We start from the raw sequence: 21,596 nt of genomic DNA on the forward strand, positions 1-21,596 counted from the left end.
TGCGGCCCGCGCTGGGCCGCAGCGAAGGCGAAGGTACGCCTATACCCACACGACCACGGCATTTTCGGGGATACTTGTCGGCGGGAGACCACCGGTAACGGGTAAGTCCCCGGGCAGAACTGAGGGAAAGGAAGCTCCACGTCGTGGATGCGCGTTCGGCTGCGCTGGTCCGCGCCAATTTTCGTTCGGTGATCGAGTCGCCGAATGGACCCGAGCGGTTGGTCAGTGCGTTCTACGGACATTTGTTCGCCGAGAACCCACGGCTGCGCGAATTGTTCCCGCCCGCCATGGAGATGCAGGCGAAGCGGATCGCCACGGCCATCCAGTACGTGCTCGACCACCTGGAGGACTGGGACCGGGCGCAGAAATTTCTGGAGCAACTCGCCCGCGACCATCGCAAGTACGGCGTCGAAGCCGCGCACTACGACATGGCGGGCCGCGCGCTGCTGGCGGCGTTCCGGGTCTACAACGGCGCGAGCTGGAATCGGGGCCTGGAAGAGGGCTGGCGCGACATCACCATCCTGATCTCCGCGTCCATGGCCATCGGCGCCAACTCCGACAAGTCGCAGCCGGTGTGGGAGGCCACCGTGGTCGGCCATCGCCGTGTGCTGGAGGACCTGGCCATCGTGCGGCTGCAGTCCGACGGGCCCGTGCCCTATCAGGCCGGGCAGTACGTGCCGGTGACGATTCCGCAGCGGCCCAAGATGTGGCGTTATCTCTCCCCGGCGATCCCCTCCAACCCGTACGGCGAGATCGAGTTCCACGTGCGCAAGATCCGCGGCGGCTGGGTGAGCCCGGCGATCGTCAACGAGACCAGGGTGGGCGACCGATGGCGGATCGCGGGCCCGCTCGGCGGACTGCACGTCGACCGGGACAGCGGCCGCGACGTGCTGATGATCGGCGCGGGCACCGGCATCGCCCCGCTGCGCGCCCAGCTGATCGAGATGGGCCAGCGCGGCATCAACCCGCGCGTGCACTTCTTCATCGGCGGCCGCTATCCCTGCGATCTGTACGACGTCGAGAACATGTGGCAGCTCTCGCAGAGCAACCCGTGGCTGACCATCGTCCCGGTGTGCGAGCAGAAGACCAACCCGTGGTGGTACCCGCATCCGCCGCAGGACGCACCGTACGGCATGCACCGGCGCCTGATCGGTAATCTTGGCGCCGTGGTCGCGAGCTTCGGCGCGTGGGAGGACCGGCAGATCCAGATCGCCGGGTCGGCTCGGATGATCGCGGACACCCAGCGCGCGCTGCTCGCAGTCGGCACGCCGGAGCAGAACATCAGCTGCGACCCTGTGTAACGAAGGAGGCCCCGTTGGGGGATCCGAGCATGCTCGGTAACGGTCATCAGGCGCCGGAATGGACCTCGACCGTCGTCGGTCACCATCGGCTACGGCACGACCTCGCGGTGATCCGCCTGATCGGCGAGTTCGTTCCGTTCGCCGCCGGACAGTCGGTCGAAGTGCGGGTGCCCCAGCACCCCGGGGTGCGCCGCAGGTTCTCCCCCGCGCTGCCGCCCTCCCTGGACGGCAAACTGGAGTTCCACGTGCGCACGGTGCCGGGCGGCTGGTGCAGCGGCGCGATCGTCGCCGACACCCAGCCGGGCGACGAGTGGCGCATCGGCGCTCCGGCCGGCGGGTTCTGGGTCGACCCGGACGGCGACGAGGTGGTGATGATCGCGGGCGGCACCGGATTGGCGCCCATGCGCGCCCAGATCCTCGAGCTGGCGCGCAAGCCGTCGCCACCGCCCACCTACCTCTTCGTCGGCGGGCGGTCCCCCCGTGACCTGTACGCCTCGGACATGCTCTACTTGCTGGCCGCCGAATTGCCTTGGCTCACCGTGATTCCGGTGGTGGAGAACCCGGAGGACCCGAGCTGGGTCGACGACTGGTACGAGCAGTCCCGCGTCGACGTCGGCTTCGCACCCGATGACCTCCTCTACGGCACGCTCGCCGAGGTCCTCGGTTCCCACGGCGCCTTTCTCGAACACCAGGTGCTCGTCTGCGGCTCTCCCGCCATGGTGCAGACCACGGTGGACCGGCTGCTCGAAACCGGAACCCCGCCGGAGCGAATCCAATTCGAGGGGCTGTGAGCGGATCGCGAAACCGAGACGAGCGAATCACCCCGGCTCCACGGCTTTTCGAGCGAAGCGAAACCGGGCATGCGCCGTTCGCGCCGCGAATCAATACAGCGGATCGTGGCGGATGTTCTTGGCGAGGGTCCCCGCTGCCATGAGGCGGAACTTGGTCGTCTGCACCATCGAGGGTGAGCCGGCGATCTGGACGTCCCGGTCGGACCAGGCGCCGAAGCTCGCGACGACCTTGCCGATCTGGCCGGTCACCCGGGGTTCCAGGCCGGGCCAGGTCGTGCGGGGTTCGTCGGGTTCGGCGTACCACCAGGGGTTTTCCTCGTGCTCACTCACCGGAGTCACGGTGAGCCAGCGGTTGGCCATCGCCAGTTTGCTCAGCGTCTCCAGGTCGTAGAGGTCGCACGGGTGATGCCCGCCGACGAAAAGGTGCACCTTCGGATTCGTGCGCCGCATCGCCATCGACATGAGCTGGGCGCGCAGCGGTGCGATCCCGGTGCCGCAGCCGATCATCAGCATCTTGCGTTTGGTGTTGCGCGGGACGCCGAGACCGCCGAGCGGTGAGCCGAGCAGCCACTGGTCACCGACCACCGTCTGGCCGACGATGGCCGAGCTGACCCAGCCGCCCAGCACGCTCCGGACGTGGAACTCGATCTCGCCGTTGGCGTTCGCGGGCACCGCGGGCGAGAGATAGCGCCACATGCGCGGCCGCGATGGGATCTGCACGCTCAAGTACTGCCCCGCGGCATAGCTCATCGGCTGGTCCAGTTGCAGCCGGACGATGACCAGATTGCGCAGGACCTCGCGGCGCTCGACCACCGTGCCGGTCCACGCAGAGGGGGTGGTCTCCTTCTCCGCCGCGCCGATCATGGTGTCCGCGATGATCTTCAGGCCCTCGTCCCAGGCTCGGTCGACCTCATCGGTCCACATCTCGGTGCCCGCGAAGACCTTCACCGCGGTTTTCAGCGCCGTGGCGACGGCGGTGTAGTGCGCGGGCTGCACGCCGTACTTGCGGTGGTCCCTCCCGAGCTGGGCGAGGAAGGGCAGGAGCTTGTCGGGCTCCTCCAACCGGTCCAGTGCGTAGGAGATCGCCTTGACCAGGCGATCGCGCTGGGAGTCCATCGCGGCGGGAAAGAAATCGCGGACGTGCGGGTAGTCGGTGAACAAGATCGCGTAAAACGATCTCGCCAGTTTCTCCGGCCCCCCATCCTCCGCAGCAACCGCCTTGAACGTAGTTCTGATCAAAGCGACAGTGCGTGAATCCATTGATCTCACAACCCCATTTCGCACTCGTTCACGAACTATGCCGGCGAGTGAGGTGCTGCGGGGCCACTCGACAGCAGCCGATGCCAAGGAGTGTAGGCGAGGTTTGCCAGCAACGGAATCTTTCGAAGGAACATCACGCGTGCAATTTCCTCGAAACGAGGATATCCAGCGAGACACGCCAGAGAAACCGACTGAAAGACTGTAGATCTGCCACCAAATCGGTCATATGCACACCGAATTGGTAAGCGCCTCAAGTGGAATTACGTCCCGATTGGTCTGTTCTAGCGATCTCGGGGCAACACGCAGAACATCGCACGAAGTGCGAACCGGGCAAACCGATCTCGTGCCGTAAACATATCTATGGTGAATACCCCCACTTGATTCGACAACGAAATGAACTCCGCCCCAGGCCTTCCACCGAGCATAATCCGGCTTATTTTCAGCAAATCATCGTGGCAGTGGGCCGAAACGACAACGGCCCCGGCGTCGGGTCGCGCTGTGCGACCGGAGCCGGGGCCGTCGTCGTGCCGGTTATCGTCTGCGCTGACCGTCCTCGCGACGGTGCCGTGGCTGCCAGACGACCAACGCGGTACTGCGCTGCGGGGCGAGATCGGGGCGGTATCCGGCCCGGGTTCGCTCCAGCTCGGCCGCCAGCTCCGCGACCTGCTGGCGCAGCTCCTCCACCTGATTGGTCAGTTCGATGATGCGTTTGATGCCCGCCAGGTTGACGCCTTCGTCCTGGGACAGCCGCTGCACCTCGCGCAGCAGCTCGACGTCCCGGGCCGAATAGCGGCGCCCGCCACCCGAAGTCCGTTGCGGCGTGACCAGTCCCAGACGGTCATACGTGCGCAGCGTCTGCGCGTGCATGCCGGCCAGCTGGGCCGCCACCGAGATCATGAAGAACTCGGCCCGCGACCCGCCGGACGCGTTCTTCGGTTCCGAGGACATCACGCACCTGCCCATCCCGCACGTGGATCGAAGCCGCTGGCCCGCTCCGCCTCCTGGTAGCGCTTGAGCGCCTCGACGGCGTCACCGTCGAGCTTCTGCGGCACCGCGACCTTCACCGTCACCAGCAGGTCGCCCGCGCCGCCGCCGCGCTTGGGCACGCCACGACCGCGGACCCGCAGGGTACGGCCGTCGGCGGTGCCCGGAGGCACTTTGACGCCGACCCGGCCGTCCAGCGTGGGCACCGAAACCGTGGTGCCGAGCACCAGTTCACTGTAACTGACCGGCAGCACCAGGGTCAGGTCGTCGCCGTTGCGGCCGAAGACCTTGTCCTGGCTGACGTGGACGGTGACATAGAGGTCGCCCGAGGGCGCCCCGCGCAGTCCCGCCTCGCCCTGACCGGCCAGCCGGATCCGTTGCCCGTCACCGACTCCCGGAGGAATCCGCACCGTGATGGTGCGCGTGCGGTTCTGGATGCCGCTGCCCTGGCAGTCGAGGCAGGGGTCGTCGATGATCGACCCGCTGCCCCGGCACTCGTCGCACGGCTCGCTGAAGCCGAACGCGCCCTGGTTCCGGCTGACGATGCCGGTTCCGTTGCAGATCGGGCAGACTCGCGGGCTCGTGCCCGGTTTGGCGCCGCTGCCGTGACATGTGGTGCACGGCGACGGGCTGGTCATCCGCAGCGGAACCGTGACGCCCTGAGCCGCCTCCCGGAAACCGAGGGTGGTCTCGGTCTCCACATCGGCGCCGCGCCGGGGGCGGCTCGACGTCCGAGTACCACCGCCCCGGTTGAACAGACCGCCGAGCAGGTCACCGAGGCCACCGTCGCCGGCGCCGCCGCCGCCGAAGATGTCCCCGATGTTGAACTCCTGCGAGAAGCCGCCTCCCGCGCCGGATCCGAACCCACCGCGACCGTAGCCCCCGCCCGCGAAGAGCTTGCGGGTCTCGTCGTACTCCTTGCGCTTGGCCGGATCCGACAGCACGGCATGCGCCTCGCTGACGGTCTTGAACCGCTCCTCGGCTTTGGTGTCACCGGGGTTGGCGTCCGGGTGCAAGTCGCGCGCGAGCTTGCGATAGGCCTTCTTGATCTCGTCCTGGGAGGCGCTGGAGGAAACACCCAGCTCCTTGTAGAAGTCCTTTTCGATCCACTCCCGTTGGCTCACCGAGCATCTCCTCCTCTCGCGTCCTTATCGGTCGTTCGCGCCGGCATCAACATCCGATGCCTCTTCGGTCGGCTGATCGGCGTTCGCCGTCAGATCGGCTACGCCGTCGGTTACCCCGACCAGCGCGTGCCGAAGCACCCTATCGCCGAAGCGATAGCCTTTGCGCATCACAATGCCGATCACCGGATCGTGGCCGGAGCCCTCGTGCTGCACGGCCTCGTGCAAAGTCGGGTCGAAAGGCTCACCCTCCGAACCGAACTCTTCGAGACCCTGCTTGAGCAGCGCGGCCGTCAGTTTGTCGGCCACCGACCTCAGCGGACCGGATTCCAGGTCACCGTGCGCCCGCGCCCGGTCGAGATCGTCGAGCACGCCGAGCAATTCGGTGACCACCGACGCCTTGGCGGAATCGATCGCGGCCTTGCGGTCGCGCTCGACCCGGCGCCGGTAGTTGGCGTACTCCGCGGTCAACCGCTGCAGGTCGGCGGTTCGCTCGGCGAGCTCGCCGCTGATGGTGTCGGCGAGCGCCTCGCCGTCGCCGTTGTCCGCACCGTTGCCCGGTTCCGGGGCCTGCGCGGCCGCGGCGCCGTTGTCCGCGGCCGGCTGCCTGATCTCCCCGGTCTCCGGATCGATCTTCCGGTTGTCGACGAAGGTGATCGGCTCCTTCTCGGCGTTGCCCTCGGTCACTTCTTCTCCGTGTCGACCGGCTCGTCCACGACCTCGGCGTCCACGACCTGGTCATCGTCCTGCGCGGTGCTCGAAGCGCCGTTGCCCTGCGCCGCGGCGTCCGCGGCGGAGGCCTCGTAGATGGCCTGGCCGAGCGCCTGCGACTCGGTCGCCAGCTTCTCGACGGCCGCCTTGACCGCGGCGATGTCGGTGCCCTTCAGCGCCTCGTTCGCCTCGGCGATGGCCGCCTCGACCTTGGTCTTGACGTCCGCGGGGACCTTGTCCTCGTTCTCCTTGATGAACTTCTCGGTCTGGTGCACCAGCGACTCGGCCTGGTTGCGGGTCTCGGCCTCCTCGCGGCGGGCCTTGTCCTCGGCGGCGTGCGCCTCGGCGTCCTTGACCATCCGATCGATCTCCTCCTTGGACAGACCGGAGCCGTCCTGGATCTTGATCGTGTTCTCCTTGCCGGTGCCCTTGTCCTTCGCGGTGACGTGCACGATGCCGTTGGCGTCGATGTCGAAGGTGACCTCGATCTGCGGCACGCCGCGCGGGGCCGGCGGGATGCCGGTCAGCTCGAAGGAACCGAGCAGCTTGTTGTGCGAGGCGATCTCGCGCTCACCCTGGAACACCTGGATCTGCACCGACGGCTGATTGTCGTCGGCCGTGGTGAAGGTCTCCGAGCGCTTGGTCGGGATGGTGGTGTTGCGCTCGATGAGCTTGGTCATCACGCCGCCCTTGGTCTCGATGCCCAGCGACAGCGGGGTCACGTCGAGCAGGAGGACGTCCTTGACCTCACCCTTGAGCACACCGGCCTGCAGGGCGGCGCCGACGGCGACGACCTCGTCCGGGTTCACGCCCTTGTTGGGCTCCTTGCCGCCGGTGAGTTCCTTGACCAGATCGGAGACGGCGGGCATACGGGTGGAGCCGCCGACGAGCACCACGTGGTCGATGTCGGACACCTTGATGCCCGCGTCCTTGATCACGGACTGGAACGGCGCACGGGTGCGGTCGAGCAGGTCCGAGGTGATCTTCTGGAACTCGGCGCGGGTCAGCTGCTCGTCGAGGAACAGCGGGTTCTTGTCCGCGTCGACGGTGATGTAGGGCAGGTTGATCGAGGTGCTCTGCGAGGAGCTCAGCTCGATCTTGGCCTTCTCGGCGGCCTCACGCAGCCGCTGCATGGCCATCTTGTCCTTGGTCAGGTCGATGCCCGAGCTGGCCTTGAACTTGTCGACCAGCCACTGCACGACCCGCTCGTCCCAGTCGTCGCCACCGAGGTGGTTGTCGCCGGAGGTGGCGCGGACCTCGACGACGCCCTCGCCGATTTCCAGCAGCGAGACGTCGAAGGTGCCGCCACCGAGGTCGAAGACCAGGATGGTCTGCTCCTTGTCGCCCTTGTCCAGGCCGTAGGCGAGCGCTGCCGCGGTGGGCTCGTTGACGATGCGCAGGACGTTCAGGCCCGCGATCTGACCTGCTTCCTTCGTGGCCTGCCGCTGGGCGTCCTCGAAGTAGGCGGGCACGGTGATGACCGCGTCCGTGATCTCCTCACCGAGGTAGGACTCGGCGTCGCGCTTCAGCTTCATCAGCGTGCGCGCGCTGATCTCCTGCGGCGTGTACTTCTTGCCATCGATCTCGACGGTCCAATCCGTGCCGATGTGCCGCTTGACGGAGCGAATGGTGCGGTCGACGTTGGTGACGGCCTGGTTCTTGGCCGGCTGGCCGACCAGTACCTCGCCGTTCTTCGCGAACGCGACGATCGACGGGGTGGTGCGCGATCCTTCCGAGTTGGCGACGACGACCGGCTCGCCGCCTTCGAGAACGGCGACGACCGAGTTCGTGGTCCCGAGGTCGATTCCGACCGCACGAGCCATAGTGGTTCCTCCTAATTGACGTACCGATGTGTGCAGGTGCCGGGCGGAAACCGCCCTGCGGCATCCGATGTCGAACGCCGCGAGACCTCGCCCCTAGCACCTCACGGAGCACGGCCCCAGCAACACTGAGCGTGGTCGGCTCAATCCTGCCTCGCGGCAGTCCCGGAGTCAACCGAAACTTGAGCCCTACACACTCAATCTTGTCGAAAAGCTCAACGGCCGGCCCGCGCGATTAATTCCCGAAGCGAGGCGCAAAGATGTGACCCGCCACACAACGAAGGCCGGCAAGGCGGGGTTTTCGGAGCCCGATGGTCCGGTGCGGCGAAGGACGTCCCCGGCCGCCCGGCGCCAGGCGACTGCGCTGACGCCTGCTGGCGGGCCCGCTCAGCACGGTCGGGGGGCAGCGTCCGGACCGAGACGGCTCCGGACTGAAATCGCCTGGGCGCGTGAGACCTCCGCGGACGGCCGCGACGGGCGTGCTCGCGCAGTAGGGTGACGGCGGGTGGCCCGGCCGGGCAGCCCGCCGCGCGCCGTCGATCCGAGGAGTCACCATGAGGGCCGCCGTCGTCACCGCCGCCGAGTTCGAGGTCGCGGAGCTGCCCACGCCCCGGCCCGGTCCCGGTCAGCTGCTGATCGACGTGTCGCGCTGCGGTATCTGCGGGTCGGACCTGCACGCCCGTACGCACGCCGACGAACTGGCCGGTCTGGCCGTGGCCACGGGCTACGAGCACTTCATGCGCTCGGATCAGAGCGTGGTGCTGGGGCACGAATTCAGCGGCACGGTCGCGGAGTACGGACCGGACTGCCGCAAGCGGTGGAAGACGGGCACACCGGTGGTGGCGCTTCCGATCGTCCGGCACGACGGGCAACCCCATCTGGTGGGGCTGTCGACCGCGGCGCCGGGCGGCTACGCCGAGCAGGTGGTGGTCCAGGAATCGATGACCATGCCGGTGCCCAACGGCTTGTCCCCGGAACACGCCGCGCTGACCGAGCCCATGGCGGTGGCCTGGCACGCGGTGCGCAAGGGCCGCGTCGGCAAGGGGCAGACCGCGTTCGTCATCGGCTGCGGGCCGATCGGCCTCGCCGTGATCGGCATGTTGAAAGCCGCGGGCGTGCGCACCGTGGTCGCCAGCGATTTCTCGCCGCGGCGGCGGGAACTCGCCACCGCGTGCGGCGCCGACGTCGTGGTCGACCCGGCGACGGAATCGCCGTGGGAGGCCGCCCCGAAGAAGGGACGGATCAACGGCGTCACCGACATACTCGGGCTCGGGTTCGACACCATGGATCGCCTGCGGCGGATACCGAACCTGCCGTGGTGGTATGTCTTCCGGCTGGCTCACACGATGAACGCGGGCCCCGCCGGGCCGGTGATCTTCGAGTGCGTCGGCGTGCCCGGCATCATCGACCAGATCGTCGCGGCCGCCCCGCCGCTGTCGCGCGTGATCGTGGTCGGGGTGTGCATGGAAACCGACCGCTTCCACCCCGCGATGGCGATCAACAAGGAGATCGAACTGCGGTTCGCGTTCGGCTACGACCCCGGCGAGTTCCGCGACACGTTGCACATGCTCGCCGAGGGCAGAGTCGATCCGAGCCCGCTGATCACCGGGACCGTCGGGCTGGACGGCGTGGCGGACGCCTTCACCGCGCTCGGCAACCCGGAGCGGCACGCGAAGATCCTCATCGACCCGCGCGGTTCCGGCGCCGCACTGAGGTGAGACCCGCTCAGGGCGCCGCGGCGAGCACCTCGTCGGCGATCTTCTCGTCCAGCGTCACCCGCACCAGGGCCGCGGCGAGTTCCGCGGTGTGGTGATCCGGCGCCAGGCGCGCCAGCCGGTCGGGGTCCTCCGGCAACTGCACCCGCTTGGCGCCGCGCAACGCCCGTTCGTCGAAGTGCGGCCGGACCCAGGTCCAGATGTCCTGGATCTCGCGCAGGAAGATATGGGCCCCGGTCGGGCCGATGCCATCGAACTCTTGCAGCAGTTCCGCGGCGCGCTGCGGGTCGTTGTTCGCTTTCTTCGCCAGCTCCCGCAGGTCGCCGTGGTAGCGGTCGAGCAAGCGCGAGGCGTTGTGCCCCAGCCGCGTCGCGGTGCTCTCGTCGTATCGGCGATAGTTCCCCCGTCCCAGCGCGTCGACCAGCTCCTGCCACTCCGCGTCCGCCACCAGGTGCGGCGTCCGGTAGCCGCTGCCGATCAGCTCTCGTGTGGCCCCGATGGCGATATCAGCCGAGATCCGGGCGCTGAGCAGCTGGGAAAGCATCAGCAACTGGAAAAGCGCGGCCGGTTTATCGTCGAGCGTGATGCCCGCTTCCTCGGCGTATCCCGTGCCGGCGCGGACGAGCAATTCGTGTACGACGTCCTTTTGGCTCATCGTTACCTCCTCTCGCTACCAGGGCGCATACCCGGGGGCACGTCGACTACACCGCCCGTGGCGGCGGCATGCGACCGTCCCCGCAGCTCACGGCGCTTCGGAGAACGTGGTCAGCGGTCGATCATTCCGGCAGCACGCTCAAGGTGCCTTCCGCACTGCGGGCGGCGGTCAGGCAGGCCGTCGCGGTGAACTGGTCGGCGAGGGGGTGACGCGCCCGTGCGCGCCATTTCCGGACCGCCGCCACCGCTTGCGCGCGCTGCGCGGTGAGCGGCGCGTCGAGCGGAAGACCGAGACGCAGATGGGGTGCGATACCCGAGCCGCCGATGAGGCGGTGCAGCTCGGCGAGATCATCGGCGGGCAGCGCCAATTCGTCGGTGCGCAGGCGGCCGAGCAGGCGCAGCTCGGCGAAACCGTGCACGTCTGCGAGCAAGGTGCGCACCCTGGGCAGCAGGCGGTCGGCCGGGGTGCCACGGTAGGCGGTCAGCACCCGGGCCAGCGCGGTCAGCGCGGAATGCGCTTTCAGCTGGTCGGCGCGCTGCCCGAACTGCACGTCGAGCACCGACCGCAGTTCGTCGACACCGCTGCGGTTGGTCAATTCGGCGGCCAGCGTGGCCGAATCGCGCACGCCGAGCCGGATCAGCGTGACCGCCATCCGGATGCCGAACAGCCCGAACCGCTCGGCGAGCTGCGCCCGCAATTCCGGCGGCACCGGAAGCGGCACGTCCGCGCGCGCGAAACGGTCGGCCGAGAGCAGCGCGGCGCTCAGCTCCTCGACCGGGACCCGCGCCAGCGTCTCGAACGCCGCGAACTCCTGCTGACGCAACGTCGCCGCGGCGAACGCGAGCAGCCCGGCGACCGGGATCACGGCCTGGCACAGACCCGTCCGCTCCAACTCCCCGGCGAAGCGCGTGGCGACATCGCGCGCGGAGTGCAGCGCGTCGATCCGGCCCGCCCCGATCTCGTCCGCCCGCGACACCACGCCGACGATGCCGAGCGGACCAGATGCCCCCGGCCCGCCGTTGGCCGCGGCGGTTCCCGCGCCCACGCGCTCGAGGAACTGCACGTCCGTCGCGTCCAGTCTGCGCAGCAGGTAGACGACCGCGTCGGCGCCCGGGATGGCGATCCCCTGCTCGGCGCGCTCGTCGTCCGACCCCGGCGTCAGCAGGCGCGCGGTGCGCCGCGACACCTCGCGCGACAGCGAGGACGTCCCCGGCGTGTCGATGATGGTGGTGTGCGCGAGCGCCGCGGCGGGCCACTCGACCTCGAGATGGTCGACCTCGCGCGGGGCCGGGGCGTTCCAGTTGAGCCGGTCCAGGTCGAAGGTCAGCCCATGGGTTCCGCTGCCCCGCCGGACCACGACGTGCGCACGCGCGCCGTCGGGGGCGTAGGCGGTCACGCTGGGTGTCGAACCGTACCGGTACCAGGTGACGACCCGGGTGCACTCCGTCGCGTCGGTGGGGGCGATGTCCTGTCCGACAAGGGAATTCAACAGGGTCGATTTGCCCGCCTTGATCGAGCCTGCGAGCGCCACCCGCAGCGGCTGATCCAAGCGGCGGGCGCAATCGGCCAGCAGGGCACGCGGGCGCGGCTCACCCGCCAGCGCCGCCTGCGCCGCGCCGACCAGCCGATGCGCCTCGGCGACGATTCCCGGCACCGGGCCACCATCACGTCTCACGGGGTTACCGTACCGGCGGGTCCCATCGGTAGCGCGGTCTGCATGGCATCGGCGTAGCGGCGCAGCTCGGCGACCACGCGCAGCTGCTGTTCCAGTTGCGCACCACGTTCGGCGCGGCGGGTGGCGACCATGGACGCCGCCTCCTGCGCGGCTCGCAGCGACTCGTCGATCGAGCGCAGACTGCGTTCGGCGACGCCCGCGTAGTGGTCGCGCAGCGCGCGATGGATGCGGTGCAGCCGGTCCTTCGACTCCTTGCCCGCCTGGAACGCGACGTCGTCGACGAACCGGCGCACCGCAGCCTTCGCCTCGTTGCGCCGCTTGGCCAGCCTGGCCTGCTTGTCGTCGCGGAAGGCCTTGCCGCCCACGATCAACCCCGCGCCGATCGAGATCGGGTTGAGCAGCGCGAGCCCGGCGAATGTGCTGGCCAGCCCCACCATGAGCACGCCGCCGTAGGAGCCGCGCATGCCCACGAGCAGCTTGCTGCCGAAACCGATATCGGGTTCCAGATCGGCGAGCGTGCCGGAGATGGCGTGGCCGGTGTCGGCTCCCGCACCGGGACGCACGTCCGGCAGGTCGACGGCGCCGAGCTCGGCGAAATGCTCGGCGACCCGCTCGGCGAGCTGGATCGCCCGGGAGTGGGTCCACAGGAGATTGTCACCGAGCGCGGTGTCGACGGTGCCGGTGAGGTGTTCGGCGATGCGGTCCCAGTGGCGGCCCGGATCGTGCTCGTCGATCCATTCCTCGGTGGTGCGCGCGATGTTGCGCAGACGGTCGCGCAGGTCGTGGTCGACGTCTCCGGCCAGGTCGGTGATCCCGTCGGCGAGCGTCTGCTGCCAGGCGGCGGTCCTGCGGTGCAGTTCCTCGGCCGCGGAACGGGCGGATTGCAGCTCGCGCACCGCCGCCGCGCCCTGCGCGGGATCGCGGACCGCGACCAGCTCACTGCCCAGGGCCAGCGCGAGATGCTCCGCCGCCGAGCGAATGTCGCGGGCCACGGCGGTGCGGGTGGCCTGCTGATCGCGCGCCACGACCTGGTCGCGGAGGAAGGTGTAGAGCACACCGAAACCGGACTCCGCACCCAATTGCGCGTCCTGCAATCGCATCGCGTGGCTGCGCAGCAGCGACGACACCGGGATCATCGGCACGTCGAGGCGGGCTCGCGCGAGATGGCCCAGATCGGCCTCGTGCACCTGGCGCCAGTGCGGGTACAGGTCGGTCTTGGTGAGCAGCAGCGCGACCGTCGGGCACAGTTCCCGCACCTGCCGCAGGAACGCCAGCTCGGGTTCGGTGAGTTCGGTCGACGCGTCCGACAGCATCAATACCGCGTCCGCTGCGGGCACCAGGCCGAGCACGCCGGCCGCGTGGGCGTTGCCGTGTCCGCCGACGCCCGGAGTATCGATCAGCACGATGCCGTCGGCCAGTAGCGCGTTGGGTAGCTGCGCCTCCAAGCGCACGATTCGCCGCCCCTGCGCGAGCGGGGAGCGCTGGTCGATCGCACCGATCTCCGCGATCGGCACCTCGACCCTGGTCTCCGCGCCGCTGGAGTCGCCGTGCGTGGCGAGCACCAGCTGTGCGCGCGGCTCGGGGCCGTGCGCGAGCAGCATCGGCACCGTGGTGGTGGCGTCGTCGCCGACCGGGCAGATGTCCAGGTTCAGTAGCGCATTGACGAAACGGCTCTTGCCCTGGTCCAGCTGCCCGGCCACGACGATGCGCCGGCGCGGGTCGCGGACCCGGTCGGCCGCCACTTCGAGGCGGCCGACCAGGTCGGTGCGGCCCGCGGCACGGGCCGCCGCGATGGTTTCACCGAGTACCGACAGCAGCGGTACCGCCGGTGGAGTGGCGTTCGGCGCGGGCATCCCCATCGCGGTATGGACCTCTTTCCGTATTACCTGGATTACCTGGCAACTGTCAGTGCAGGAATGTATCGCCACCCAGGTCGGCGCCCGCGGAACCGCTGAACTCCGTGCTCGCGTGGCTCTCGCCGAACAGGCCCGCATCGGTCTGGCCACTGCTGTCCAGGCCCGAGCCGAAGGCACTCGACACGTCCAGCGAGGACCAGGTGTGCGCGGTCGAACCGACGCTGCCGCCGAGCCCGGCGCCGGTATCCACCGCGCCGTGCGCCGCGCCGCTCGCCGAACCCGCCAGTCCGGCGCCCGCCTCCGCCGCGCCGCCGACGGTCGACTGCGCCGCGCCACCGAGACCGGCCGTGGCGTCCAGACCCGAGGACAGGCCGGAGGTCGCGTGCGAGCCTATGCCGCTGTCCAGGCCGGAACCGACGTGCGCTCCCGCGCTCGACGCGCCTTCCAGACCACTCGACAGGCCCGCACCGGCGTTGCCCGCAGCACCGAGCCCGGTCGACAGACCGGACTCCAAACCCGCACCCGCATGACCCGCAGCACCAAGCCCGGTCGACAGACCGGACTCCAAACCCGCACCCGCATGACCAGCGCTGTCGATTCCTGCGGAGAGGCCGGAGCCCAGTCCGGCGCCCGCCTGCGCACCCGCGTCGAGCCCGGCCGACAGACCCGAACCGAGGCCAGCACCGGCCTGCGCCGCGGCATCGAGTCCGGACGACAAACCGGAGCCCAGTCCCGCACCCGCCTGCGCACCCGCGTCGAGCCCGGCCGACAGACCCGAACCGAGGCCAGCGCCCGCCTGCGCACCGGCATCGAGTGCTCCGGTGAGCCCGGTCCCGGCCTGCACCGCGCCGTCCAGGCCACCGCCAAGGCCCGTCTGCAAACCGGGCGCACCGTGGACCCCGGCGTCGAACGCCCCGCCGATTCCGGACTCCAGACCCGCGCCGACCTGTCCGCCGGTGTTCAGCGAGCTGTCCAGTCCGCCGCCGAGCTCCGCTCCGGTGCTCACGGCCGCGCCGAGACCGGTGGCCAGCCCGCTCTCCAGGCCCGCGGAGGCTTGCGTTCCGAGGTTGCCCGCGCCGCCGACGGCGGAAGAGAAATTGCTGCCGAGTCCCGCGGCCGAGTTGCCGGAACCCTGTGCGGCGGTGTCGATTCCGCCGGTGAGGCCGGTCGTGGCCTGGCCCGTGGCGTCAAGCGCTCCGCCGAGCCCGGATTCCAGACCGGACCCGATCTGCGCGCCGGCGTCGGCCGCCCCGTGCAGTCCGGTGGACATTCCCGCGCCCGCCTGCGCGCCGAGACCGGTGGCCACCCCACCGGCTCCGTTCAGTGCGCCCTCCAGACCCGCACCGGCACCGGCGCCGAGATCGGCCGCCACACCCGCCGCACCGCCGAGACCCGCGCCCAGACCGCTCGTCGCATCGACCGCACCCTCGAGCCCCGCGCCGAGACCGGCCTGCGCACCGGCGCCGATACCCGTGGCAGCATCCAGACCTGCGCCGACACCTGCGGTCAAGTCCGTCGCGGCACCCGCGGAGCTGTCCACAGCGCCTCCGAGATGCGCACCCAGGCCGGTGCTCGCATCGACAGCACCCTGTAGCCCGCCGCCCACACCCGCACCGAGATCAGCCGTCAGATCGGTCGCGGCACCTGCGGCGCCCTCCACAGCGCCTCCGAAGTTGGCACCCAAGCCGGTCGTCGCGTCGACAGCTCCCCCGAGTCCCGCATCGAGGCCCGTGGTGACATCAGCAGCACCCTGCAGACCCGCGCCGAGACCGGCCGCCGCGTCCACAGCCCCCTGCAAACCCCCACCGAGCCCCGCGCTCGAATCAGTCGCCGCACCCAGACCGCCCTCCAAGCCCGCACCCACACCGGCGCCCAGGTCCGCCGCCCCGCCGATCGCGCTCTCGAAACCCGCGCCCAGACCGGCAGAGGCGTCCACCGCACCACCGACGGCTCCGCCGAGCCCTGCGCCGAGCCCGGTGGTCAAACCGGTCGTCGCATCGATGGCGCCATCCAGGCCGCCCTCGAGGCCCGCGTTCAATCCTGCGGAGATGTCGGTGGCGCCCTGCACCGTCCCTTCCGAACCCGCACCGAGGCCGGTGGTGATGTCCGCCGCGCCACCGATGGCGGTTTCCAGGCCCGCGCCGAGGCCGGTCGTCGCATCCACGGCGCCCCCGATGCCCGCGCCGAGCCCGGCACCGAGGTCAGCGCCCGCCTGCGCACCGGCGCCCAACGCCGCGTCGAGTCCCGAGGTCAGGCCGGTTGCGGCGTCTACAGCCCCCTGCAGTCCCGCGCCCATGCCCGCCGCCCCGTTCACCGCGCCTTCCAGCCCGGCACCCAAGCCCGCCGCCCCGTTCACCGCGCCTTCCAGCCCGGCACCCAAGCCCGCCGCCCCATTCACCGCGCCTTCCAAGCCCGCGCCGGCCGCCGCGTCGATGCCGGTGGAGAGGCCGGTCCCGAGTCCGGCGGCGATGTCTCCCGTGCCTTCGGCATCGAGATCGATGCCCGCGCCGATGCCGCTGATCACCTGGCCGCCCGCGCCGAGCAGACCGCCCACGGCGGCGGAGAGGTCGGCGCCCGCGTTCACCACGGTCTCGAGCCCGGCGGCCAGTCCGGCGCCCAGCCCTGCTCCGATCTCCAACCCGGTTTCGATCGCGGTGTTCAAGCCTGCGCCCACGTCGACGCCCGTGCCGACGCCCAGGTCGACGTCGGCACCCCCACCCGCGCCCAGATCCACACCGAGATCCGCGCCCAAATCGACTCCGGCATCCGCCACCGCCGCCGCGCCGACGGTGCTCGCCGCGCCGACCGCGGCGGCCGCGCCGGTCTGCGCGCCCGCCGCCACGATGGACTGCAGCTGGGAACCGCCGGTCACCAGCGCCGACTCCGCCACCATCGGGGCGCAGAGGGCGATGTCCTCCGGCGTCACCGCGCTCAGGCCCGCGGCGGCAAGCGCCTGAATCGGGTTGGCGCAGTAAGCGACCGCGGCCTCGTGGTTCCGCAGCAGATCGAGGATGAACTCCAGAATCGCATTGGGTGTCATGAGAATCGTCTCCTGAGTCCCGGCGGACCTCGCTGATCCGCAGTCGTTGGAATGCAAATCACGCTAGAAGCGCATCGCGTTACGCCGAAACGGGGCGAACCCCTATGACCGGCCGGGGGCACCCGATAGGGGTGTGAGCGGAATTAGGGGAATTTCCCTAAACGATCCCCTAACGAGGTAACGGCTGATGGCCAGCAACCGACAGAACGGTTGCGTCGGCAACTACACGCCCAGCGCACCAGCTCGGACACACAGCAGCGACACCGGACCAGACAGCTTCTCGAACGGGGTTCTCGAATGACACAGCGCCTGGCGCTCGGCATCACTGTCGGGGCGTCGAATTCGGTCGCCGTGGCGGCAACGGAAGAGGGCGACGACGGCCTCAGCCCCTCCGGCGGCGGATATCTACGCTCTCATCCGAGCGTGCTACGGCTCTCGCCGGATATGGCGCCCACGCTCGGCGCGGGCGCTCGCTCCACCGGCCGCCATTCCAGCGATGTCCTGCTGGAGGGCTTCCTCGCCAGGGTCGGCGACCCGGTCGCCATGCTCGCCGAGGACGGTTCCTCGTATTCCGCGCCCGACCTGGTGGCCACCGCGATCGGATGCCTGGTCGACGAGATCGCCGCGGAGACGGGGCGAAGCGGCGTCCAGGCGATGGTCGCCTGCCATCCGGCCTGGTGGTCGCGGCATACCGTCGACATCCAGCGCGACGCCATGGAGCGGGCCGGGCTCGGCGAGGTGACGCTGGTTCCGGAGCCGACCGCCGCGATCCGGTGGCTCGACGCCGCGCACGGCCGGATCGACGACGGGGCGGTGATCGTCTTCGATCTCGGCGCGTCCGGTTCGACCGTCTCGGTGGTCCGCACCGGCGAGCACGCCAGTCTGCTGGGCTCGCCGCTGCGCAGCACCGAGGTGGCCGGCGCGGAATTCGATCTGCTGACCATGCGCTATGTCTTGGCAAATGCGGTGCTCGCCGCGGATTTCGACCCGTTCGATCCGGTGGTGGAACGCGAATTAGCGGCTTTGCGAGAACGCTGCAGAAAAGCGAAAGAAGAGCTTTCCATAAATACCGCGACGGTTGTTCCGGTGCGGGCGGACCCCGCGGATCCGCACGGCAGCACCGTGCGGCTGGTGCGGGGCGAGCTGGAAGATCTGCTGCGCGGACCGCTATCGATCGCGATGAACCTGATCCGCGACGCCGTGCACCGCGCCGGGCTCGACATCGGCGACGTCGGCCGCGTCCTGCTCACCGGTGGGGGCGGCGCGATCCCCCTGGTCGCCGAACTCATCTCCTCGGAATTCGGATTGCCCGTCGTGGCGGCTCCCGACCCGGAGCACACCACGGCACGCGGGGCGGCGCTGCTGGCCGCCGATCTGCTCGCCGCCGAGACCGACCAGCTCCCCATGGTGGCCGATCCGGTGGCCGAGGACGAGACCGTGCCGCAGCCCCGGGCGCTTCCCTCGGCGGGCCTCGCGGCGTTGCCCGAGGAACCCGCCGAGCGCCGGCGCGCGATGACGGGCAGGCAGCGCCTCGCGGTGGTGGCGGGTGTCGCGGCCGCCATCGGCGTGCTGGCCACCGGAACGCTCGCCATCGGCACCGGCATCCAGTCCGGTTCGAACACGCCCGCCTCGACCGAGCAGTCCTCCACCGGCGCCGTGCAGGTCGCGGCGACCACGGGCGCGCAGGCGGGCGACCCGTCCGCACCGTCCGGTGTCGCCGCCACCGACTCCGCGTCCGCGACCGGCCGACCGAAAACCGAGGCGCCGCGAGCCGATTCGCCGTCGTCCTCGGCCCAGAACACCACCGTGGCCGTGGTGAACAGCGAGCACAACCCCGATCAACCCGCTCCCGCGCCCGCGGACTCCCCGGCTCAGCAGCCCGCGCCGCAACCGCAATCCCAGCAGCCTTCCCCGGCCCCCGCGCCCGCGCCGACCAACCCGCCCGCGCCAACCCAGCAGCAGCCGCGGCCGACGCCGCCGAGCGCGCCGAGCCTGCCGACCGGCGTGCTGGGCGACACCCTCGGCACGGTGCTGCGCGCTCCCGGAGAGATCCTGGGAGGCTCCGGTGGCTGACACCGCCTTCGATACTCTCCCCTGCGCCCGCGACATCTTCCGCGATCTGGATGCCGCGGACGACCAGCCGGTGGTCTACCTGATCCGCGGCCGCTCGCAGACCGGCAAATCGACATTGCTCGCGGAGATCCGCGCCCGGCTGCGCGCCCGCGGTGTCCCGCTGCAGGACGACATCGCCGCTCTCCAGCACGCCCACGCCCGCAACGGCGCGCACCCGGTCACCCGGGCGTCGGGCGGGGGCGGCACGGCAGGCGTCACCACCGACACCGCACGCCCGGCCCTGATCATCGACAACGCCCACACACTCGGCCACCGCGATCTCGAATACCTCTGCAACACAGTCGAATCCGGGCATCGCACGATGGTGATCGCCGCCCAGCCGCGCCCGCACGATCCGCGACTGCGGATGCTCGCCGAAGCGGTCGCCCGCCGCGGCCGCGTCGTGGATCTGCGCCCGCTCGGCGTCGCGGACATGGCGCCGTTCGCCCGCGAGCTGGGCATGATGGTGCCGCGTCAGGTCGCTCAGCACATCCATGTGCAGACCGCGGGTATTCGCGGCGGCGTGGTGGCCGCACTCACGGCCGCGTGCTCGGCGCGTCTGGACGCGGGCATCACCGCCGTCGACACGGCCGTCGCCGCGTGGGCGCGCGGCTTGCTGGACAACCTCGAGCCCGACCTGCTGGAGACCTTGGTGGTCGCCACCACCGGCACGGGCCTGGATTCCAGCGAGCTCACCGAAGTGCTCGGCGTGGACCAGTCCGTCGCGCAGGATCTCATCGACCGCGCCAGGGCCAGCGCGCTGGTCACCGATGCCGATTTGCTGCTGGAACCCGCCGTCGCCTCGCTGCGCACGCTGCTCGGCGACCGCAGGTTCCTCGCGGTCGAACGCCGGTTGCTCGGCGCCCGCCTGGAGGCGGGCCTGCTGCGCGACCGCACGGCACTGCAATTGGCCGAGTCCGGTGTCCGCGATCCGCGTCTGGCCGACTTCCTGGTCGACGCCGCGGGCCAGGCCGGCCGCGAGGCGGTCCGCTACTACGCCGCCGCGGCGGCCGCGGGGGCGGAACTCGATCTGATCGCGCTGCGCTGGGCCGAGGCGGCCGCACGGACCGGCGACGGCGACACGGCCATGCGGCTGGCCGAGCCGATGCTGGCGCGGTCGGGCAGCACCGGCACGGAACTCGCGACGGCGGTGCGGATCTGCGCGGCGGTACTCACCCGCCGGGGTCTGGTCGGCCGCGCGGCACAGCTGTACACCTGGCTCGGCGGGCATCGGGTCGGCCCCGATTGGGCGGTCGGCGCGACAGTGCTGTGCCTGGCCGGCGACGTGCCGGGGGCCAGGGAGATGTCTTCCTCCGCCACGAAATGGCCGCCCACCGAAGCGGGCGCGCACGCCCGGCTGATCGCGACCGCGCTCGCGGACACCATCGAACCGGGCAACAACACCGCGTCAGCGGTGTCGGCGCTGGTCCAGGCCGCCCACGCGGACGCGGGCGTGGACCGCTTCCTGCCCTGCACGGCCGCCTCCATCGCCACGCTGCTCTCGCTCGGCACCGGCGAGCCCCGCCGCGCTCAGGACGCCTTGCGTCGCGCCACCGCCAGCGGACTGCGCTGCCATCAGCTCGACGTGCTCGCGGCCTGGACGGCGATGCTCTGCGGTGACGAGCGCGCCGCCGCGGCCACGGTAGCCGCGCTCGACCACGACCGACTCGACGTACGTGACCGGCTGCTGGCGCACGGCGTCGCGGTCGGCCTGGCCCGGCGCAGCGGCGATCACACCGCGCTGACCCGTGCGTGGCAGGCGGCGTATCCGCTGTTCGACGACGTGCAGGCCGACCTGCTGGCGCTGCTGCCGATCGGCGAGCTGTGGCTGGCGGCCATCCGGATGCGCGACGAACGCCGGATCGCGCCCCTGGTGGACGCCGCGCTCGCGCTGCTGCGCCGCTTGAACGATCCGCCCGCCTGGTCCAACGCCTTCCACTGGTATGGCGTGCAGGCCGCGATCGCGCACGAGAGCCCCGAGGAACTGCTGCCGCACGCGCACGCGCTGAAGACCGCGGCCGAGGCGGGCGACCGGCACGCCGCGGTGCTCGCCGACGCGGGCCGCACCTGGGTGCTGGTGCTGCGCGGCCAGGTCGCCACCGCACCCGTGCACGCCGCGGTCGCCGCGCTCACCGAGATCGGCATGACCTGGGACGGCGCCCGGCTGGCCAGCGAGGCGGCGCTCGCGGCGGCCGATTCGGCCACGGCCACCGCGCTGCTGAAACTGGCCCGCACGGTCCGCGCCGACGCCCGTCCCCAGGAGCCGCAGGCTCGGCCCGCCGCACCGGCGGCGCACAACGGAGACGCTCCGCCGCCGCCCACGCCGCCACAGGCCGCGATCCTCAGCGAACGAGAGCGCGAAGTGGCCGAGCTGGTTCTGCTCGGGCTCACCTACCGCGAGATCGGTGCGCGCCTGTACATTTCGGCGAAGACGGTCGAGCACCACGTCGCGCGCATCCGACGCCGGGTCGGTGCCCGTTCCCGTTCGGAGTTATTGTCGATGCTCCGCGCCATGGGACACGGTTCGCTTCTGGTGTGACCGGGTGCGGTTCCGT

General features: G+C 70.5%; 14 protein-coding genes. 5 read left to right on the forward strand and 9 right to left on the reverse strand.

The window, feature by feature from the left end:
* The first annotated feature begins 143 nt into the window (after positions 1 to 143).
* Together NNI01S_RS00870 and NNI01S_RS00875 are read left to right on the forward strand one after the other, a co-directional pair.
* Positions 144 to 1,301: an FAD-binding oxidoreductase gene (locus tag NNI01S_RS00870; RefSeq protein WP_063016440.1), complete on the forward strand. Its 1,158-nt coding sequence runs from the start codon at positions 144 to 146 to the stop codon at positions 1,299 to 1,301.
* Between the two features lie 29 nt (positions 1,302 to 1,330).
* Positions 1,331 to 2,092 (forward strand): FAD-binding oxidoreductase, encoded by a 762-nt coding sequence (locus NNI01S_RS00875; RefSeq protein WP_063016442.1) that lies wholly within the window; start codon positions 1,331 to 1,333, stop codon positions 2,090 to 2,092.
* A gap of 90 nt (positions 2,093 to 2,182) precedes the next feature.
* Here NNI01S_RS00875 and NNI01S_RS00880 read toward each other — a convergent pair whose 3' ends face one another.
* The 5 genes from NNI01S_RS00880 to dnaK form a co-directional block, all read right to left on the reverse strand.
* Positions 2,183 to 3,352 carry a globin domain-containing protein gene (locus tag NNI01S_RS00880; protein WP_063016444.1) on the reverse strand — a complete coding sequence of 390 codons (1,170 nt, stop codon included), beginning with the start codon at positions 3,350 to 3,352 and terminating at the stop codon, positions 2,183 to 2,185.
* A 531-nt stretch (positions 3,353 to 3,883) separates the two neighbouring features.
* Positions 3,884 to 4,300 (reverse strand): heat shock protein transcriptional repressor HspR, encoded by a 417-nt coding sequence (locus tag NNI01S_RS00885; protein WP_063016447.1) that lies wholly within the window; start codon positions 4,298 to 4,300, stop codon positions 3,884 to 3,886.
* Positions 4,300 to 5,460, reverse strand: coding sequence for a molecular chaperone DnaJ (dnaJ, locus tag NNI01S_RS00890; protein WP_063016449.1), 1,161 nt, complete (start codon positions 5,458 to 5,460; stop codon positions 4,300 to 4,302). The genes NNI01S_RS00885 and dnaJ overlap by 1 nt, the downstream gene beginning before the upstream one ends.
* 24 nt (positions 5,461 to 5,484) lie before the next feature.
* Positions 5,485 to 6,144, reverse strand: a complete 660-nt coding sequence (grpE, locus tag NNI01S_RS00895; RefSeq protein WP_063016451.1) for a nucleotide exchange factor GrpE — start codon at positions 6,142 to 6,144, stop codon at positions 5,485 to 5,487.
* Positions 6,141 to 7,991 carry a molecular chaperone DnaK gene (gene dnaK, locus NNI01S_RS00900; protein WP_063016454.1) on the reverse strand — a complete coding sequence of 617 codons (1,851 nt, stop codon included), beginning with the start codon at positions 7,989 to 7,991 and terminating at the stop codon, positions 6,141 to 6,143. The genes grpE and dnaK overlap by 4 nt, the downstream gene beginning before the upstream one ends.
* A gap of 551 nt (positions 7,992 to 8,542) precedes the next feature.
* Between dnaK and NNI01S_RS00905 the strand changes: the two genes are divergently transcribed.
* Complete coding sequence (locus NNI01S_RS00905) at positions 8,543 to 9,706, forward strand: zinc-binding dehydrogenase (RefSeq protein WP_063016456.1); 1,164 nt, start codon at positions 8,543 to 8,545, stop codon at positions 9,704 to 9,706.
* A gap of 7 nt (positions 9,707 to 9,713) precedes the next feature.
* Here NNI01S_RS00905 and NNI01S_RS00910 read toward each other — a convergent pair whose 3' ends face one another.
* The 4 genes from NNI01S_RS00910 to NNI01S_RS36295 all read right to left on the reverse strand — a co-directional run bounded on the left by NNI01S_RS00910 (position 9,714) and on the right by NNI01S_RS36295 (position 16,929).
* Positions 9,714 to 10,358 (reverse strand): HhH-GDP family DNA glycosylase, encoded by a 645-nt coding sequence (locus NNI01S_RS00910; RefSeq protein WP_063016458.1) that lies wholly within the window; start codon positions 10,356 to 10,358, stop codon positions 9,714 to 9,716.
* A 121-nt stretch (positions 10,359 to 10,479) separates the two neighbouring features.
* Positions 10,480 to 12,033 (reverse strand): dynamin family protein, encoded by a 1,554-nt coding sequence (locus NNI01S_RS00915; protein ID WP_245675924.1) that lies wholly within the window; start codon positions 12,031 to 12,033, stop codon positions 10,480 to 10,482.
* Positions 12,030 to 13,892, reverse strand: coding sequence for a dynamin family protein (locus NNI01S_RS00920; RefSeq protein ID WP_063016462.1), 1,863 nt, complete (start codon positions 13,890 to 13,892; stop codon positions 12,030 to 12,032). Before NNI01S_RS00920 ends, NNI01S_RS00915 begins: the two co-directional genes overlap by 4 nt.
* Before the next feature lie 46 nt (positions 13,893 to 13,938).
* Positions 13,939 to 16,929, reverse strand: a complete 2,991-nt coding sequence (locus tag NNI01S_RS36295; protein WP_063016464.1) for an IniB N-terminal domain-containing protein — start codon at positions 16,927 to 16,929, stop codon at positions 13,939 to 13,941.
* 297 nt (positions 16,930 to 17,226) lie between these two features.
* On the opposite strand from NNI01S_RS36295, the gene NNI01S_RS00930 reads away from it, so the two are divergent.
* Together NNI01S_RS00930 and NNI01S_RS00935 are read left to right on the forward strand one after the other, a co-directional pair.
* Complete coding sequence (locus NNI01S_RS00930; protein WP_063016465.1) at positions 17,227 to 19,002, forward strand: Hsp70 family protein; 1,776 nt, start codon at positions 17,227 to 17,229, stop codon at positions 19,000 to 19,002.
* A complete protein-coding gene (locus NNI01S_RS00935) occupies positions 18,995 to 21,580 on the forward strand; it encodes a LuxR C-terminal-related transcriptional regulator (protein WP_063016467.1) in 2,586 nt (861 codons plus the stop codon). The genes NNI01S_RS00930 and NNI01S_RS00935 overlap by 8 nt, the downstream gene beginning before the upstream one ends.
* The last annotated feature ends 16 nt before the right edge of the window (positions 21,581 to 21,596 follow it).

It is taken from the genome of Nocardia niwae NBRC 108934 = DSM 45340 (assembly GCF_001613465.1).
Lineage (GTDB): Bacteria > Actinomycetota > Actinomycetes > Mycobacteriales > Mycobacteriaceae > Nocardia > Nocardia niwae.